Origin of the sequence: Thermomonas paludicola (genome assembly GCF_024498955.1) — a bacterium.
GTDB classification, from domain to species: Bacteria; Pseudomonadota; Gammaproteobacteria; order Xanthomonadales; family Xanthomonadaceae; genus Thermomonas; species Thermomonas paludicola.
Window position 1 is genome coordinate 1,160,922 of the sequence record NZ_CP093311.1, and the last position, 17,298, is coordinate 1,178,219.

The 17,298-nt window shown below is 60.8% G+C and carries 16 protein-coding genes; all 16 read left to right on the top strand.

The features are described from left to right. The first annotated feature begins 2 nt into the window (after positions 1–2). The 16 genes from LIW09_RS05470 to LIW09_RS05545 all read left to right on the top strand — a co-directional run bounded on the left by LIW09_RS05470 (position 3) and on the right by LIW09_RS05545 (position 17,294). Entirely contained in the window at positions 3–1,337 is a 1,335-nt protein-coding gene (locus LIW09_RS05470) for a DnaJ domain-containing protein (protein ID WP_256646938.1), read from the top strand. Continuing rightward, the gene (locus LIW09_RS05475) at positions 1,334–2,551 is read left to right on the top strand and encodes a tetratricopeptide repeat protein (protein WP_256646939.1); all 1,218 of its coding nucleotides are present in this window, start codon (positions 1,334–1,336) and stop codon (positions 2,549–2,551) included. The genes LIW09_RS05470 and LIW09_RS05475 overlap by 4 nt, the downstream gene beginning before the upstream one ends. A 105-nt stretch (positions 2,552–2,656) precedes the next feature. Continuing rightward, positions 2,657–3,079 (top strand): hypothetical protein, encoded by a 423-nt coding sequence (locus LIW09_RS05480; protein ID WP_256646940.1) that lies wholly within the window; start codon positions 2,657–2,659, stop codon positions 3,077–3,079. A gap of 88 nt (positions 3,080–3,167) precedes the next feature. Further along, a complete protein-coding gene (locus LIW09_RS05485; RefSeq protein ID WP_256646941.1) occupies positions 3,168–4,532 on the top strand; it encodes an O-antigen ligase family protein in 1,365 nt (454 codons plus the stop codon). Between the two features lie 118 nt (positions 4,533–4,650). Continuing rightward, complete coding sequence (locus LIW09_RS05490) at positions 4,651–5,046, top strand: MarR family EPS-associated transcriptional regulator (RefSeq protein ID WP_256646942.1); 396 nt, start codon at positions 4,651–4,653, stop codon at positions 5,044–5,046. After that, complete coding sequence (locus LIW09_RS05495) at positions 5,043–6,449, top strand: nucleotide sugar dehydrogenase (protein ID WP_256646943.1); 1,407 nt, start codon at positions 5,043–5,045, stop codon at positions 6,447–6,449. The genes LIW09_RS05490 and LIW09_RS05495 overlap by 4 nt, the downstream gene beginning before the upstream one ends. Positions 6,450–6,475: 26 nt before the next feature. Continuing rightward, the gene (locus tag LIW09_RS05500) at positions 6,476–7,432 is read left to right on the top strand and encodes a Gfo/Idh/MocA family protein (RefSeq protein WP_256646944.1); all 957 of its coding nucleotides are present in this window, start codon (positions 6,476–6,478) and stop codon (positions 7,430–7,432) included. After that, entirely contained in the window at positions 7,425–8,558 is a 1,134-nt protein-coding gene (locus LIW09_RS05505; protein WP_256646945.1) for an ankyrin repeat domain-containing protein, read from the top strand. The genes LIW09_RS05500 and LIW09_RS05505 overlap by 8 nt, the downstream gene beginning before the upstream one ends. 2 nt (positions 8,559–8,560) lie before the next feature. Beyond that, complete coding sequence (locus LIW09_RS05510) at positions 8,561–9,640, top strand: DegT/DnrJ/EryC1/StrS family aminotransferase (RefSeq protein ID WP_256646946.1); 1,080 nt, start codon at positions 8,561–8,563, stop codon at positions 9,638–9,640. An 18-nt stretch (positions 9,641–9,658) separates the two neighbouring features. Next, a complete protein-coding gene (locus LIW09_RS05515) occupies positions 9,659–11,026 on the top strand; it encodes a lipopolysaccharide biosynthesis protein (protein ID WP_256646947.1) in 1,368 nt (455 codons plus the stop codon). Next, complete coding sequence (locus LIW09_RS05520; protein ID WP_256646948.1) at positions 11,023–11,622, top strand: acyltransferase; 600 nt, start codon at positions 11,023–11,025, stop codon at positions 11,620–11,622. The genes LIW09_RS05515 and LIW09_RS05520 overlap by 4 nt, the downstream gene beginning before the upstream one ends. 13 nt (positions 11,623–11,635) lie before the next feature. Then, entirely contained in the window at positions 11,636–12,694 is a 1,059-nt protein-coding gene (gene wecB / locus LIW09_RS05525; RefSeq protein ID WP_256646949.1) for a non-hydrolyzing UDP-N-acetylglucosamine 2-epimerase, read from the top strand. Further along, the gene (locus tag LIW09_RS05530; RefSeq protein WP_256646950.1) at positions 12,691–13,950 is read left to right on the top strand and encodes a glycosyltransferase; all 1,260 of its coding nucleotides are present in this window, start codon (positions 12,691–12,693) and stop codon (positions 13,948–13,950) included. The genes wecB and LIW09_RS05530 overlap by 4 nt, the downstream gene beginning before the upstream one ends. Positions 13,951–13,971: 21 nt before the next feature. Beyond that, positions 13,972–15,120: a hypothetical protein gene (locus LIW09_RS05535; RefSeq protein ID WP_256646951.1), complete on the top strand. Its 1,149-nt coding sequence runs from the start codon at positions 13,972–13,974 to the stop codon at positions 15,118–15,120. A 30-nt stretch (positions 15,121–15,150) separates the two neighbouring features. Then, a complete protein-coding gene (locus LIW09_RS05540; protein WP_256646952.1) occupies positions 15,151–16,308 on the top strand; it encodes a glycosyltransferase family 4 protein in 1,158 nt (385 codons plus the stop codon). Then, positions 16,305–17,294: an NAD-dependent epimerase/dehydratase family protein gene (locus tag LIW09_RS05545; protein WP_256646953.1), complete on the top strand. Its 990-nt coding sequence runs from the start codon at positions 16,305–16,307 to the stop codon at positions 17,292–17,294. Before LIW09_RS05540 ends, LIW09_RS05545 begins: the two co-directional genes overlap by 4 nt. Positions 17,295–17,298: the final 4 nt, after the last annotated feature.

Consider the following 17,298-nt stretch of genomic DNA (forward strand, 5'->3'; position numbering starts at 1 on the left):
GCATGGACAGCGCGAAGGGGAGCGCGCTGGAATGGGCCCTGGCGCTGTTGCACGCGCCGGGGGAACGGCATGGGTTGCGGCAACGACCATTGCCGCCGGGTATCGACGTGTTGCTGGGCATCGCTGCGGGGGCGATGCCCGATGCATTGGCGGCGGCGGCAGCCAGTTTCGGCGAGCCTGAAGCGAAGATCCGCGAAGCTGCGCAGTTCTATGTGCGCGAAGTGATGTTCTTTCCACAGGCCGATGCCTACCGGATGCTGGGCGTGGCGCGTGACACCGATCAAAAGCAGATCAAGGCCCACCACCGCCTGCTGCAGCGGTGGCTGCATCCGGACCGGCCGCAGAGTCAGGACGATGCGGTGTTTGCCGCGCGGGTCAACAGCGCATGGAATTACCTGCGCAGTCCCGATCGCCGCCGTGCCTACGACGAAGCGTTGCAGCTGTCGCAACCACCGGAGGTCTTCGACAGCGGCAGTGCGTTGCGCAGCGCGGGCGTCTGGATGCCGGCTGCGGAGCCGGTGGTCTTGCAGTCGCCTTGGCGGCGACGCCTGCCGGTGTTGGCGCTGTTGGCGCTGTGTGCAGCACTTGCACTGCTTGCCGTACGCGACATGAATCGTGAAGGAGAGCCGTGGGATGCACCCATGCAGGCCCCGGTTGCAACCGATGTTGCAGAGCCAGCGGGCATTTCCGTTCCCAAGCCGGCCCTGCTGGCGGGGTCGCGCACGACAGGCATTCCCGCACGTGCAGTCGCCGCGCGGCCGCCGCCCAATGCCCCGGTCCGCGCTCCGGCATCGCATGCGCCTGTGGCGATGGCAGTCGCACCCGTGTCGCGCGCATTGGCGCAGGCAACCCCGCCACTTTCCCCGGCATCTGCACGAAGGTCAGTGCCAGCGACCAATATTCCGGATTCTGCATCCACGCCGTGGACCGCGCTGGGTTCGCCTGCGGCGGAAGCGCCGATGCCACCGGCAGTCCACGAGAGTGCGTCTGTGCCATCTACGGAAGATGCGCTGCCGCCTTTCCCGCGCATCCAGGCAGCGCGCAAGACCGGGGAGCAGTTGCTGCGTTTCATGCAGTCTCCGAGCCGCGCGCCGCCACCGATCTGGAACAGCCCTGGCATCCAGTCGAGTGCCGAATTGCTCCGGCAGGATTTGCACAGTGCAGGGCGGGTGCGGCTGTCGGGCCCGCAGTGGCAGATCGGCAGCGAAAGCGCGGTGCTCACCTCTGAATACATCCCTTCCGGTGCGCCTGACGGTAGCGGTACTTTCAGGGCCAATCTGCGTTGGCGCGATGGCTATTGGCTGGTCACCGGATTGAGCCTGGAGCACACCCCATGAAGCCCATGCATCGGCTGCTGCTTGCTGCCGCCGTCACGCTGGCCGTGTTTGCCGGCTGGCGCGTGTTCGGCCAGATGCAGGCCGAACGCTTCGAGCATACCGATCCCGAGCGCGCACTGCGTTGGCGGGCTGATGACCCGCAGGCACTGCTGGCGTTGGCCGAACGCCAGCTGGCGCAGGGCGATGTCGAGGCCGCGCAGGATACAGCGCGCCAATTGTTGCGTGCTGCGCCGCTGGAAGGGCGCGCATTCCGCATTTTGGCGGCGGCCAGCGATCACACGGGTGACCACAAGCGCGCGTTCCAGCTGTACTTGGTGGCTGCGCGCCGCGCGCCGCGCGACTTGCCCACACGGCTGTGGTTGGCGCAACGGTATTTGCAGCAGGGTCAGTTCGATTCCGCGATAGCGCAGATCGACAGCATCCTGCGCATGTCGCCCCAGCGTGCCGGCAGCATCCATCCGGTGCTGGTGCAAATGGCCAAAGATCCGGCGTTTGCCGATGCGCTGGCGCGTGCGTTGCGGCCCAACCCGCCATGGCGGGCGGGATTGCTGGCCACGCTGCGCGACAAGCGCTCAGGCGATCCGGTGGCCACCGGCCAGGTCATGCAGGCGTTGCAAGCGCAGGGCGGGTTGTCGACGGACGAATATGGCGGGTGGCTCGACAGCTTGCTTGCCCAGGGGCGCTGGGGCGAAGCGTATGCGCGCTGGGCGGGCGCGGTTGCAAAGCCGGGTGGTCGCCTGCCGTTGCTGTACAACGGCGATTTCGCGCAGGATCCGTCAGGCATCGGCTTTGACTGGCGAATCCGGCGCGTGCCCGGTGTATTGCTGAAGTTCGAGCCGGCCACGGGAGCGCCTGGCCAGGTGGCCTATCTGCAATTCCTCGACCGCCGCGTCCCCGGCGCGGGCCTGGAGCAACCGCTGTTGCTGGGCGCGGGGCGTTACCGGCTTGCGCTGCGCATGCGCGCGCATGCCTTGCACAGCGGGATGGGGCTGCAGTGGCAGGTGGTCTGCGCCGGCCCACGCGGCGTGGTGGCGCGCGGCGAGCCGATCGAGGGTGAGTTCGGCTGGCGCACGCAACAGGTGAGCATCGTCATTCCGGAGGATGGCTGTCCCGGCCAATGGCTGCGCTTGGTCAACCCGTTGCCTGCAGGCGCGGCGCAGACGGTTTCCGGTGAGCTATGGCTCGCGGGATTCAGCTTGCAGCCACAAACCTGAATGAATCATTCGGAAAATCATCGACATATCCTGTTGAAAGCGGTTCCCAATCCTGTTAGTTTGCCCATACGCATTCGGTTTGAATGCCTTGCCAAGGACGATGCCATGATCAAGTACGCCGCTGCCCTGCTTGCTGTTTCTGCCGTTTTCGCTGCGCCTGCCAATGCGCAGGATCAGAACAACAACATCACTCTGCAGGTCGATTCCGGTTCGGTCATGACCAGCACGGGTGGTGACTATGCCTCCGCCAACAGCGGCCAGGCCTTGGTCGTCGGCGAGAAGGTGATGGTGAATGCCGGTTCGTCGGCCGTTGCGATGTTCAGCAATGGTTGCAAGGTCGAATTCCGCCAGCCTGGCGTTTACACCGTTCCCGGCGAGTGCCGCGCAGCCGCGTGGACCAACAGCGGGCACGCCAGTGGCATGAATGCCGGCATCATCATTGGTGCGGGCGTTCTGGCCGGTGCGGTGATCGGCGGCGGCAACAACACGCCGGCTGGCCCGCTGAGCGCCGGTATCCGCCACTTCTGATCCGCGCGTTCCATCGCGCTGGAATGATGCAGGGCAGGTCGCAAGATCTGCCCTGTTTCTTTTTGCCCGAAGCAAACACCATCTTCCGATGATCGATACCGCCCGCCGCCTGTTGCTGCCAGCACTGCTGGTGTTGCTTGTCGCCTGTTGGCTGGGTGGCGGCGTCACTGCGGATGACACGTCGATTGACGAATGGCTGCAACTGCTCGCCCTGCCGGTGTTGTTGCTGGCCGTGATCGTGCTGATCGAGCAGGACACGCCTCCGCCGGTGCGCTGGGGCATGGCCGCAGTCTTGCTGATTGCCGCCGTGCCTGCGCTGCAACTGCTGCCGCTGCCCACAAACATCTGGGCGCTGCCGTCCGCGCGCGGCGCGCTGGTTGCCGATCTGGCGGTGGCAGGCGTCACCGTGGCGCCGCACTGGAGCCTGGCGCCGTATGCCACCGAACGAAGCCTGTGGGCGCTGCTGCCGGCGCTGGCCGCGTTTCTGGCGGCGTGCGCGTTGCCCGCGTGGCAGCGTCGTCGATTGCTGCAGGGTGTGGTGGTGCTGATCGCCTGCAACGTCGTCTTCGCGTTCTTCCAGGCCGGCCTGCCGCCTGACAGTCCTCTGCGCCTGTATCAGGATTTCAGCAACGGGTTTGGTGGCTTGCTTGCCAATACGAACCATCAGGCCACTGCCTGCATCATCGGCATGGCGCTTTCCGTGGGACTGGCGGCCGATGCGCGCCTGCGCGCCCGCCACGGGCAGGCGCATCCGCACCGATACGGGTGGTATCTGGCCTTGGCCGGCTGTTTCCTGCTGATGGTGCCGCTGTCCACTTCGCGCGCCGGCATGGCCATTGCGCTGCCTGCGCTGGGCCTTGCGTTGTTGATCACCGGTTTGGTTCGGCCCATGCGAATCCTGCGCAGCCGGCGTGCCCTTGCGCTGACCTTGGCGTCGGTGTTGTTGGCCGTCATTGGCGTGCGCGCGGGGCTCGGCTGGATGGCGGTAGATGAGGCCCAAGAGCAGCGCCATGCAATGGCGGTAGTGGCGGTTGAGGCGGGCAAGGCACAAGCGCCGCTGGGGAGCGGGGTGGGAAGTTTCGTTGAGGTGTTTGAACAGGCCGCGCCGCTGCAGCTGCGGCTGGCCAATTATGTCAATCACGCCCACAACGAATACGTGCAATGGTGGCTGAGCACAGGCTGGCTGGGCATGCTCGTGTTGGGTGGCGTGCTGGCGTTGCTGGGCATGACCGGCTGGCGGATCCTGCGAAGCCGGGGCCACGGTGCCGCGCTTGCCGGCGCGGGATTTGCCGCGCTGTGCGCCGTGCTGGCGCATTCCTGGGCCGATTATCCGCTGCGCACGCTCACCCTGATGGCGACCACGGCCGCAGTGGCCGGGGTGATGCTGGCCAGCGTTGCTGTTGCAACGCCCCGTGAACCCGCCACGCGACGCCGCCCCTCTCAGCTGGCCTGACTGCCCGTCCATCGCAGCTGCTTGCTTGATCGTTGCGCGCGCAGTTGCCCCGCGTTGCCTTGCGATTTTCCGCCGAGCGCAGTAAGTTGCTGCTCCTGTTCAATGGTTGAACATCCCCGTGACGCATCCCACCGACGAACTCAGCGTGGCCATCCTGCGGCGTCTGGCGGACTCCCCACAGCTCAGCCAGCGCGATCTGGCACGCCATACTGGCGTTTCGCTGGGGAAAATCAACTATGTCCTGCGAGCCCTGATCGACAAAGGCTGGGTGAAGGCCGGCAACTTCAGCCGCAGCCCGCACAAGCTGGGTTACGCCTATTTGCTGACGCCGCACGGCATCGACGCCAAGGCACGGCTGACCCGGCGCTTCCTGGAACGAAAGATGCGCGAATACGACACCCTGCGGGTGGAAATCCAGCACCTGCAAAACGAATTGGATGCCGAACAGGGCGTGCGCCAGCAAGATGCGCCCTCGACGACGCTGAGCGTATCAACCCTGAGAACCATGAAATGACGCAACTTCAAGATGCCCGTATCGCCATCGTCGGCCTGGGGTATGTGGGCCTGCCGCTGGCGGTGGAATTCGGCAAGCAGTACGCCACCATCGGCTTCGACATCAACCCTGCCCGCATCACCGAGCTGCGGCACGGCAGGGACAGTACCCTGGAAGTGGAACCGGAGCTGCTGGCCGAGGCGAGCAAGCTCACGTTCACCGATACGCTCGGTGACACTGCTGCCTGCAATGTTTATATCGTCACGGTTCCCACTCCCATCGACGCCGCCAAACGCCCGGATCTGACGCCGCTGGTCAAGGCCTCTGAAGCCATCGGCAAGGTGCTCAAGCCCGGTGACACCGTGATCTACGAATCCACCGTCTATCCCGGCTGCACCGAAGAAGTCTGCGTGCCCATCCTTGAACGCGTGTCCGGCCTGACGTTCAATGCCCGTCACTCCCGCGAAGAGGCCGAGGCTCGTCATTCCCGCGAAAGCGGGAACCCCGCTCTTCCCCCTCCCTTGCGCGCGCAGCGCGGAGGGGAGGGCCGGGGAGGGGTGGCTCTTGCTGGCGAGAACACCTTCGCCATCGGCTACTCCCCCGAACGCATCAACCCCGGCGACAAGGCCCACCGCGTCACCACCATCAAGAAGGTGACCTCCGGCTCCACCCCGCAGACGGCCGATTTCGTGGACGCCCTGTACGCCAGCATCATCACCGCCGGCACCCACAAGGCGCCCACCATCAAGGTGGCCGAGGCTGCCAAGGTCATCGAAAACACCCAGCGCGACCTCAACATCGCCCTGGTCAATGACCTCGCCATCCTGTTCAACAAGCTGGGCATCGACACCCTGGACGTGCTTGAGGCTGCCGGCACCAAATGGAACTTCCTGCCATTTCGCCCCGGCCTGGTGGGCGGCCACTGCATCAGTGTTGACCCGTATTACCTGACCCACAAGGCACAGGAAGTCGGCCACCACCCGCAAGTGATCCTGGCCGGCCGCCGCACCAACGATGGCATGGGCCCGTTCGTTGCCGATCAAGTCATCAAGCTGATGCTGCGCAAGTCCATCAACCCGGTGAACGCGCGCATTCTGATTCTGGGCCTGGCCTTCAAGGAAAACTGCCCGGATCTGCGCAATACGCGCGTGGTGGACATCATCGAAACCCTGCGCGGCTATAACGCCAATGTGGAGGTATATGACCCCTGGGTGGATGCCGCCGAGGCGCAGCACGAGTACGGCATCACGCCGAGCGCCGCACCGGAGCAGGGTGCTTACGACGCCGTGATCGTGGCGGTGGGACACCACCAGTTCTGCGCACTGGGCGGGCAGGGCGTACGCGCCTTGGGCAAGCCCGAAGGCAGCGTGGTGTTTGACGTGAAGTACGTGCTGCCGCGCGATGCGGTGGATGCAAGGTTGTAATCGTCAACAACATGAGAGATTCGCGAATGCAGAATTTTGCGCTGATCGGCGCCGCCGGCTATATCGCGCCCCGCCACATGCAGGCGATCAAGGCCACCGGAAACATACTGGTAGCGGCCTATGATCCGAACGATTCGGTCGGGATCATCGATAGTCATTTTCCAGACGCCGATTTCTTCACCGAATTCGAACGCTTTGACCGACATCTCGACAAGCGCCGGCGTGCCAACAATGGCGGCGCGGTCGATTTCGTTTCGATCTGCTCTCCGAACTACCTGCATGATGCGCACATGCGTTTTGCGCTGCGCTCCGGTGCCGATGCCATCTGCGAGAAGCCGTTGGTGTTGAATCCCTGGAACATTGACGGGTTGCTGGAAATCGAGCGCGATACAGGACGCAGGGTCAACACCATCCTGCAACTCCGCGTGCATCCATCCATCGTCGCGCTGCGGGAAAAAGTGCAGACTGGCCCCAGGGATCGCAAGCACGAAGTGGATCTGGCCTACATCACCTCGCGCGGCAAATGGTATCTGCGCAGCTGGAAGGGGGATGTGAGCAAATCGGGCGGCATCGCCACCAACATCGGCGTGCACTTCTTCGACATGCTGCACTATATTTTCGGTGCCCTGCAAGGCAACGTGGTGCATCTGTCCACCGCGACCAAGGCGGCTGGGTATCTGGAATACGAGCATGCCCGCGTGCGTTGGTTCTTGTCCGTGGATATGGAGGACGTGCCGCAGGCAGCGCTTGAGGCGGGGCAGCGTACCTATCGGTCTATTACGGTGGACGGCGAGGAAATCGAATTCTCCGGTGGATTCACAGATCTGCATGTTCGCAGTTACGAGGAAATTCTGGCCGGGCGCGGCTTCGGGCTGGAGGAGAACCGGGTTGCGATAGAGACGGTGTCTTCCATCCGGGCTGCAGCTATCGATCTCGGGCGCGGGGATATTCATCCGCGAGCGCGGGAACTGTGTGATGACTGATGCTTCCGCGGGAAAGGCGATTGCGCTGTTCGCCTATGATTTTCCGCACCGAAAATCAAGTGATTTTTTGCTTGAATTGGTTGCTGCGGGATTGAGGGATATTTCGGTTCTAGCAGCCCCGAAGAAAATCTTGCAGCACAGCGATGAAGGGAGTTATTTTTCTCGATCATTGGTGCATCCTTCTGCTCCGGATATGCGTGAATTGTGCACGCGACTTGGTGTCGATTTCCATAGCGTCGAGCACGGCGACTCGGTGCGCATAGGTGAAATTGTTCGTGGCTCCGGATGCACGCTCGGCATCATTGGAGGTGCACGAATTATTCCGTCGAAAGTCATTCGTATTTTTGATCAAGGGGTCATCAATTTTCACCCCGGAAAGATTCCGGAGACATCCGGGCTCGATGCATTCTTTTATTCCGTTAAACAAGATGTGCCGGTCGGCGTTACGACTCACTTCATCGATGGGCGTGTCGATGCGGGTCATCAGATTTGGTTTGATGAGACCATGATCGGTCCGGAGGACTCGATCGAGGTTGTGATTGAAAACGGCTATGCGTTGCAACGATTGGCCCTTCGGCGATTGTTGCGTATTATTGCCGATGGTGGTCTTGTTCCGCGCCAGCCTATTGACAGGCCGCGGAAAAATGAGCCGATGACGGCCCGGCAGAAGTGGGATGCCGTCGGCATGTTTCCAGCATGGCGCGCTAGGCACTTCTGCCGTCAGACGGTTTCTTCTCTGTTCGACGCGTGCGCTTCTGGATTGCCTGAGCGCGTAGGAAAGATACTTGATTCGAGTCCATCCTTCATTGAGGCTCGTGATGACAATTATTGGACGCCTCTGATTGTCGCTTCCTACAATCAGCATTTGCCGGTTGTGGAGAAATTGTTGTCCCGCGGTGCAAATGCTTCGGCCGCTGGGCGAAAGGGAACAACGGTGCTCATGTATGCGAAGACGAAGCTGCTGAACCAGGCGGGGGCAGACTATCGATTGCTGGATTTTCTGATAGATGCGGGTGCGGATGTGGCCGCACGCGACGTGTTCGGGAAATCGGTGATGGATTATGTGATCGCTGCTGGTGATGAGCATATGGCTCAGTACTTCTTGAAAATGCAGGGGATGGCATGACGATGGACTTCATCGACCTGAAGGCCCAGCAAACCCGGATCAAGGACAAGATCGACGCCGGTATCTCCCGCGTGCTGGCCCATGGGCAGTACATCCTGGGACCCGAAGTGGCTGAACTGGAGGAGAAATTGGCTGCCTATACCGGGGCGAAGCATTGCATCAGCTGCGCAAACGGTACTGATGCATTGCAGATCGCCCTCATGGCGATTGGCATTGGCCCGGGCGATGAAGTCATCACGCCCGGGTTCACCTACATCGCCACGGCCGAGGCCGCTGCGGTGTTGGGAGCGAAACCCGTCTATGTGGATATCGACCCGAAGACCTACAATCTGAACCCCGCCTTGCTGGAGGCGGCCATCACCCCGCGTACCAAGGCCATCATTCCGGTCAGCCTTTATGGCCAGTGCGCGGATTATGACGCCATCAACGCCATTGCTGCGCGGCATGGCATCATCGTGATCGAGGATGCCGCACAGAGCTTTGGCGCCCGCTACAAGGGCCGTAAAAGCTGCAACCTCACCACCATCGCCACCACCAGTTTTTTCCCCAGCAAGCCTTTGGGCTGCTATGGCGATGGCGGTGCCATCTTCACCAGCGACGACGGCTTGGCAAAAATCATGCGGCAGGTCGCCCGTCACGGACAGGAGAAACGCTACCACCATGTCCGCATTGGCATGAACAGCCGGCTGGATACATTGCAGGCCGCAATCCTGCTTTCTAAGCTGGATATTCTGGACGATGAGCTGGCGGCACGGCAGCATGTGGCGGATGAATATACGTCCCTGCTGGGAAGGGCAGGCATCGAGCCTCCGCAAGTGGAGAGTCACAACGCCAGTGCCTGGGCGCAATACACGATTCGTGTGGAAAACAGGCCGAAGGTACAGCAGGCATTGAACGATGCCGGCATCCCTACGGCGATTCATTATCCGCTGCCCCTGAACAAACAACCTGCGGTAGCGGATACCTCCGCAATCCTTCCGCATGGGGATCTGGCGGCGCAGCAGGTCATCAGCCTGCCAATGCATCCGTATCTTGCGGCTGGGGATTGCGAACGCGTGGTGGCTAGATTGGTCAAGGGCTAGCCCGTGCCGATCGGAAGATTGAAACGGGCCGTCAAGGCGCGCCTGGGGGAGCGTGGCGGGCTGCTGCATTCGGTCGGCACGCTGGTGGGAGGAACGGCGTTTGCACAGGGCTTGGCGGTGCTGGCGCTGCCGGTGCTGACGCGGTTGTATACCCCGGCGGAATTCAGCGTACTTGCGGTCTACGCATCGCTGCTGGGCATTCTTTCCGTAGTCGCTTGCCTGCGTCTTGAAATCGCCATTCCCTTGCCGGAGCGCGACGAGGACGCAGCAAACCTGCTGGCGCTGTCTCTAGCCAGTGGCCTGGTGCTGTCGCTGCTGGTTGCGTTGGGAGTCTTGCTGTTCCACGGGCAGATCACTGCGGCGTTACGCGTCCCCGCGTTTTCGCCCTATATCTGGATGGTTCCGGTGGGCATGTGGCTGGCAAGCGCGTATGCGGCATTCCAGTTCTGGTCCACGCGCAAGAAAAAATTCTCTCGCATTGCCCGTACGCGCATGACCCAGGCATTGGGAGGCGTGGGATTGCAGGGCATCGCAGGTGCGCTTGGCGCTGGCCCGCTCGGGCTGTTGTTGGGCCACATGTTCAGCGGCGGCGCGGGATTCGTGGGGCTGGCGCGGGATGCATGGAAGCACGACCGCGCCGCGCTGCATGCAGTGGCACCGGCCTCCATGCGCGTGGTTCTGCGGCAATATTCCCGGTTTCCGAAATATTCGGCGCTGGAAGCTTTGGCCAATACTGCGGGCAGCCAGGTGCCAGTCATCCTGATTGCGGCATTGGCCATCGGCCCGGAGGCCGGTTATTTGATGCTGGCGACCAGGGTGATGGCGGCCCCCATGTCCCTGGTGGGGGGGTCTGTTGCGCAGGTGTTCCTTGCGCACGCGCCGGAAGAATTGCGTGCCGGCAGGTTGGGGGAATTTACGGCAAGAATCCTTGGGGGGTTGCTGAAAACCGGCGTCGGGCCGCTGCTGTTTGCTGCATTGGTAGCGGGGCCGCTGGCGGGGATATTGTTCGGTAAAAACTGGGCGCGTGCTGGCGAGCTGGTGGCGTGGATGACGCCGTGGTTCATATTGCAGTTCCTGGCGTCGCCGGTGTCGATGGTGATGCATGTCACGGGCCGGCAGCGGCAGATGTTGGCAGTGACGATCACCGGACTTGTGTTGCGCGTCGGTGCAATGCTGATTGCTTATGAATGGTCGCGCAGCGAATTGGCGGAAATATTCGCGCTGTCGGGCGGAATCTTTTATCTGTTGTGCTGCGTGATTTTCTACAGAGTGGCTGGTATTGGTGGGATGAATGTTGCCCGCGTTGTCAAGGGGGCAATCCGCCCGCTTTTATTCTGGTTATTGGCCGGCTTGGCAGTCAATTGGGCGGTGAGAGCAATTTTATGAAGCTACGAAAAGTCGTGCGGGTCTTGTTCAGAGCGACATCTCCGGTGGTGCGGCTCGGATTGTTGTTGTTTTTCAGGCGCGAGTATTTAACAGGACGTCATTTTGATGGCGGTCTTGGAGGTTACGTTTGGGCAATCAGATCGGCGTGGTCCAAAAATATCCTCAGGCTTGGTCGGCCAATGCCATGGCCAACGGCATTGACCTGTACAATCTCCAATCCATCCAACATCGTTTTTCATCCGGATGACTTGAATAATTTTCAGTCTCCGGGAGTCTATTTGCAGAATTTTTCCGCAAAAATCGTGATCGGACGCGGGACTTACATTGCGCCGAATGTTGGAATCATAACGTCGAACCATGATCTGCTTGATCTCGATTCACATGTTGCGGGCCAGGACGTTGTGCTCGGTGAGCGATGCTGGATAGGAATGGGGGCTGTCATTCTGCCTGGTGTACGCCTTGGTGCCGGAAGCATCGTGGCGGCGGGAGCAGTGGTGAACAAAAGTTATCCGGATGGCGGGCTATTGCTGGCGGGAGTGCCGGCACGGCCGATCAAAAAACTGGATGAAGCTAAGGTGGATGATCAGGCGGCTTGAGGAGTAGTGCAAAATGCTGAAGGTGGTAACTGTTGTGGGGGCGCGGCCTCAGTTTGTCAAAGCGGCGGCCGTATCAAGGGCTCTGGCGAAGGCAGGGTTGAGTGAAGTTCTGGTTCACACCGGGCAGCATTACGACTGGGGAATGTCGGATGTTTTCTTCGAGCAAATGGAGATTCCGCATCCAGCCTATAACCTGGGCGTTGGCGGCGGCCTGCATGGCGCCATGACCGGCCAGCAGCTTGAAAAAATCGAAGAAATTCTTCTGATCGTGCGCCCGGATCGTGTGCTGGTCTATGGAGATACGAATTCGACACTTGCGGGGGCACTGGCGGCAGTCAAGTTACATATCCCCGTGGCACATGTCGAGGCCGGCTTGCGTTCATTCAATCGGAGAATGCCGGAAGAGGTGAACCGTATCCTGGTCGATCACAGTTCCACGCAGTTGTTCGCGCCGACCACGGTCGCGATGGACAATCTTGCACGGGAGGGCATCAGTGGGCCGCAAGTCAAGCTGGTCGGCGACGTAATGTATGACGCGATGCTGCACTACCGGGAGCGCTCCGTTCGGCCAGACTGGTTTGGAGATATGGTTGGCACGGCATCCGAGTTTGTCCTGTGCACCATCCATCGCGCCGAAAACACGGATACGCGCGAGCGTCTTGCTGGGATAATCGCCGGGCTTGGCACTTCGCAGTGGCCGGTGGTCCTGCCGCTGCATCCGCGCACGCGGCAGGCGATCAGTGAATACGGGATCGAAATCGCTGCTGCAATCAGGATCGTTCCACCCGTCGGCTATTTCGAAATGCTCTGGTTGCTGGCCAACTGCCGCGCTGTGGTCACGGATTCGGGTGGCGTGCAGAAAGAGGCCTATTTCAACCGCAAGCCCTGCATCACCCTGCGTGACGAAACGGAATGGGTGGAGCTGGTTGCGCAGAGCTACAACATGCTGGTGGGTGCCAACCGTGATGCCATTGCCGCCGCCATCGCAGCGACGCGATCAGACGTGCAATTCAGTACAGGTCTGTATGGCAGTGGCAACGCAGCGGACCTCATTGCACAGGAATTGACGTGAACGCACGGCCAAGGATTTGCCTCGTCACCTACAACTGGCCGCCACGCAATGCCATCGGCACGCAGCGTGCCTATGCATGGGCAAAATACTGGGCGCAGGCGGGTGCCGAGGTGGTGGTGTTGACGGCGGCCAAGCAGGCATACGACGCACCGCTGACGCTGGTGCTGCCGGAGCTTCCGGGGGTGCGGGTGGTGGAGGTGGGCCCGAAAGCCGCGCTGGCAAAACCCACCATGCATGGGGCGATTCTGCGGGCAATGAAGCGAGTCCGTGATTTCGGGAGCCGACACCTTGGGGTCGTTCTGGATGTGCGGGATCGTTGGGTGCGTGATGCCCAGCAGGTGTTGCCGTCGCTGCTGGAACAAGTGGACGTGGTGGCCAGCACGCACGGTCCACGAGGTGCGCACATGATCGCAGCCCGCATGAAAGCGGCAAAGCCCTCGCTGCACTGGATTGCGGATTATCGCGATTTGTGGAGCGAAAATCATCTGTTTGCTTTGGGGGTGGCGGCGAGGCACCGGGAGCGCGTGCTGGAATGCAAGACCATGCAGGCTGCGGATGCATTTACCACGGTGTCCGACGAGCTTGCGGATGCGTTGCGGCGGATGCACGGCCGCCGTGTCGAGGTAGTCCCCAACGGGTTCGACCCGGATGTGTTGGATACGATCAGGCCGTTGGTCAACGACAAGCCCGTGCTGGTCTATACGGGCAGGCTGTATCGCGATACGCGGGACCCGCGGCCTTTGTTTCAGGCATTGGCGGAACTGTCCGGGGAGGGGCGACTGCAGCCGGGTGCGTTGCGCGTTGACTTCTACGGCCCGCGCGATCCGTGGTTGGAAGACGCGATCAGTCAATTTGGGGTGGATAAGTGGGTTCGAATCTGCGGGCATGTGACATGGCAAGAAGCCCTGTCTGCACAGGCCGGCGCTTCCATGCTGCTGCTGCTCGAAGGTGCGAACGCCGAGGCGGCGGGCATGCTCACCGGAAAATTATTTGAATACCTCGCATTGCAGCGGCCGATTCTGAGCATCGGAAGCGCCGGTGATTCCGCCATCGCAAGAGTGTTGCGGGAAACGGGGTGCGGGATTGCGGTTGGCGGAAGTGTTGACCTGATGAAGCAGCAGTTGCAATTATTGCTTGCGGGCAATGATCACGATTGGTTTCGTCCGAATGACGCGGCGGTTTCGCGATTTTCAAGAAAATTGCAGGCACTGCAGGTGCTGGCGATGATCAAAGAGAGGGTCGCTAATGTCCGGTAGTTGTGCCTGCGAGGAGTTCGAATGAAGGTCCTGTTGAGCAAGCATGCCGTTGTCTCGATATGGGTGGCGATGGGTCTGGCGCTGGCTCCCGTATATTTATGGGAATCTGGCGGCATGCAGGTATCCCACGTGCTCCTGGCGGTTGGCTTCGTTGCCGTTCTGGCGCTGCGTGGGCTTCGGCTGGACCTGCCTGGCATTTTGTTGACCGTGCTGTCATTCATGATGGTGCTGCGGGATGGTTATACCGCTGTTTACTACGCATCCTTCGAGCTCGTGACTCCTGTGTTTTATGGAATATTTACATGGCTGGCGTTTGTCTCATTGAGGACGTGGCTCGATGATCCCAGGTCTGTGCGCTTCCTTTGGATGGGGTTGGTTGCGGCTGAATTGATTGCGGTGGCTGGCGTTTATTATTTCGGATACGGGGCAACCATCGGAAGCGATGGCGCGTGGAGGTCAGTTGGGACATTCAATAATCCGAATCAGCTTGGCTATTTTTCGGTTTGCATGTTGTCATTGGTGGGGTTGCTGTACTTGCGGGGCGTGATTGGGCGGTTGATGCTCGGGGGCATGCTTGCGGGTGTCGTCTTTCTCGCGATTGCCTCGCTATCGAAGGCGGCCATGCTGGCATGTGCGGCGGGGATCGTGGCTATCGCTTTTTCTCTGGGTTGGAAGCGATCGCGGGTTTTGATCGGATTGGTGATGGTTGGCGTCCTGACGGTGGTGCTGGTTTCACAGTACGATTCCGGAGCGCTTGGTGATTACAAGTTTGTGAAGCGATTACAGGATATGGGGACGCAGGATGATGACTCGATGGCCGAGCGCGGGTATTCGATTCTTATGGACGCGGGTGCTTCCGAATTCCTGGTTGGATTCGGGAGCCAGCGTGTAAAAAATATCGTCGGGCATGAAGTGCATAGTACGGTGGCAAGTTACTTTTCGAATTTCGGGTTCTTGGTTGGATTTCTGTTTGTAATTTTTTTGCTGATATGGGGTCGACGATTGTTTTACAGGGATGGTTTCGTAGGGGTCATGGTTGCAGCATTCCCGCCCATGTTGTACGGACTTACTCATAATGGCAGTCGGTTCACGATTTTCTGGGTTCTCTTGGCGCTGTCGTTATCGAAGCGTACGCATGGTGACAAAGGTTTGATAAGTCCTGCAGCTTGATTTTCGTGCGTTTGCGCATCGCGGATAAAAATGAATATTTTTCTGTTTCATACGAATGCGGATTACCTTATCGGACTTCGGCTGCCCTTGATGCGGGCGCTTGTTCAGCGTGGATGCCGGGTGTCTGCCTGGGCTCCAAAATTGTCGCAGTCACATTCCGACGAGTTACGCGGTTTCGGTATCGACGCTGCCAGTTATGCAATCGATGCCACCGGTCTCAATCCGTTTCGGGACGGCATGAATTTTTTCAGAATATGGTGGTTGTTGTTGCGGAAGCGTCCTGATGTGGTGTTGGCAAACAATGCCAAGCCAGTGATCTGGGTGACGCTTGCCGCCGCCCTTGCCGGTATTGAGCGCCGCCACTGCCTCGTCGGTGGCCTCGGCTACGCCTTCACGCCGGAGCCGGGTGCTGCCTCTTTTCGGCGTCGTTTGGTCAAGTTCGTGATGGGGCGGCTGTACAAAGCCGCGTTCGGAGCTGCCACTGCAGTGATCTTTCAGAACACGGATGACCGCGATGAGTTGGTGACCGCCGGAATTTGCCCGGCGACCAAGGCGCATGTGGTGTCCGGATCCGGGGTTGAAGTGGCGCACTACCGGCCTGCCGCTGCCCAGCCGGTGTCGCCGGTATTCGTGATGGTGGGCAGGCTGGTGGCCGACAAGGGGGTCAGGGAATATCTGCAGGCTGCCCGGATGGTCAAGCAGCAGCAGCCAGAAGCCCGCTTTCTGTTGGTCGGTCAGATCGATCCGAACCCCACCTCGTTGCGGACAGATGAACTGGCGGTGTATGTGGACGGCGGGATCGTGGAATGGCCGGGTGCGGTACGTGACGTCAGGCCATGGCTGGCGCAGGCGAACGTGTTCGTGCTGCCATCTTATCGCGAAGGCGTGCCGCGCAGCACGCTGGAAGCCATGGCCTGTGGTTTGGCGGTCGTGACCACCGATGCGCCGGGGTGCAGGGAAACCGTGGATGCCGGCCGCAATGGCATCCTCGTCCCCTTGCGGGACGCCGACCGCCTTGCCGATGCGATGCTGCAGCTTGCGCGCGATCCGGCACAGCGCGCCGCGATGGGCCGCTGCAGCCGCGAGTATGCCGAACGGCGGTTCGATACCCGGATCGTCAACGATGACATGGCGCGCATCATGGGCTTGTCGCCCGCCGATGCTGGATCGATGGAGGTGCTGACATGATCGTGGTGACAGGGGGGGCGGGTTTCGTCGGCACCCGGTTTTGCCAGCGACTGGTTGCGGCGGGGCTGCCGTTCCGCATCATCGACAAGGTGCCCAGTGCCACGTTCCCCGATGCTTTCACGCTGGCCGATGTGCGCGATCCGGCCGCGCTGCGGGCCGCCATCCCGCCCGGAACGAAGGCGATCGTGCATCTGGCAGCAGAGCATCGCGATGATGTCAGCCCACGTTCGCTGTACGACGATGTCAATGTGCAGGGAGCACGAAATTTATGCGCTGCTGCGGAACATGCCGGGGTGGAAACCATCATTTTCACGAGTTCCGTGGCCTGTTACGGTTTTGCCAAGTCGGAGACGGATGAGTCTGGCGCGATTCGTCCCTTCAACGATTACGGCAGGACCAAGGCCGAGGCGGAAGTGGTTTTCAGGGAATGGCAACAGCGCGGGCCGCAATCCCGTGCACTGATGATCGTGCGGCCGACCGTGATTTTCGGCGAGCGCAACCGTGGCAATGTCTACAACCTGCTCAACCAGATTGCCCGCGGGCGGTTTTTGATGGTGGGTGATGGCGGCAACTACAAATCGATGGCGTATGTGGAAAACGTGGCCGCGTTCCTCGAGTTCTGCCTCGCTTCGGAAGTGGGGGTGCGCGTCGTCAATTATGTTGACAAGCCGGACATGTCAATGAACGAGCTCGTTGGCCTTGTGTATTCCACACTGGACCGAAAGCCGGGCTTCGTGCAGCGTCTGCCGTATGTGGTCGGCTATTTGATCGGTGCCTCGTTTGATTGTTTGGCTGCGGTCACGGGACGGAAATTCCCCATCAGCCGGATTCGCGTCAAGAAATTTTGTGCGACTACCCGATTTGCCAGCGCAGCTGCGGCATCGGGGTTTACGCCTCCTTGTTCGCTTCATGAAGGGTTGCAGCGGACACTGGCGTTTGAATTCCTTGCCGAGCGGGCAGATGGCCCTGTCTTTTATTCGGAGTAATGTT

Excerpts from the sequence above, each read along its gene's own strand:
- LIW09_RS05540 (WP_256646952.1), top strand. The coding sequence starts at position 15,151 with ATGAATATTTTTCTGTTTCATACGAATGCGGATTACCTTATCGGACTT.
- LIW09_RS05485 (WP_256646941.1), top strand. The coding sequence starts at position 3,168 with ATGATCGATACCGCCCGCCGCCTGTTGCTGCCAGCACTGCTGGTGTTG.
- LIW09_RS05545 (WP_256646953.1), top strand. The coding sequence starts at position 16,305 with ATGATCGTGGTGACAGGGGGGGCGGGTTTCGTCGGCACCCGGTTTTGC.
- LIW09_RS05535 (WP_256646951.1), top strand. The coding sequence starts at position 13,972 with ATGAAGGTCCTGTTGAGCAAGCATGCCGTTGTCTCGATATGGGTGGCG.
- LIW09_RS05495 (WP_256646943.1), top strand. The coding sequence starts at position 5,043 with ATGACGCAACTTCAAGATGCCCGTATCGCCATCGTCGGCCTGGGGTAT.
- LIW09_RS05475 (WP_256646939.1), top strand. The coding sequence starts at position 1,334 with ATGAAGCCCATGCATCGGCTGCTGCTTGCTGCCGCCGTCACGCTGGCC.
- wecB (WP_256646949.1), top strand. The coding sequence starts at position 11,636 with ATGCTGAAGGTGGTAACTGTTGTGGGGGCGCGGCCTCAGTTTGTCAAA.
- LIW09_RS05480 (WP_256646940.1), top strand. The coding sequence starts at position 2,657 with ATGATCAAGTACGCCGCTGCCCTGCTTGCTGTTTCTGCCGTTTTCGCT.
- LIW09_RS05510 (WP_256646946.1), top strand. The coding sequence starts at position 8,561 with ATGGACTTCATCGACCTGAAGGCCCAGCAAACCCGGATCAAGGACAAG.
- LIW09_RS05505 (WP_256646945.1), top strand. The coding sequence starts at position 7,425 with ATGACTGATGCTTCCGCGGGAAAGGCGATTGCGCTGTTCGCCTATGAT.
- LIW09_RS05520 (WP_256646948.1), top strand. The coding sequence starts at position 11,023 with ATGAAGCTACGAAAAGTCGTGCGGGTCTTGTTCAGAGCGACATCTCCG.
- LIW09_RS05470 (WP_256646938.1), top strand. The coding sequence starts at position 3 with ATGGACAGCGCGAAGGGGAGCGCGCTGGAATGGGCCCTGGCGCTGTTG.
- LIW09_RS05500 (WP_256646944.1), top strand. The coding sequence starts at position 6,476 with ATGCAGAATTTTGCGCTGATCGGCGCCGCCGGCTATATCGCGCCCCGC.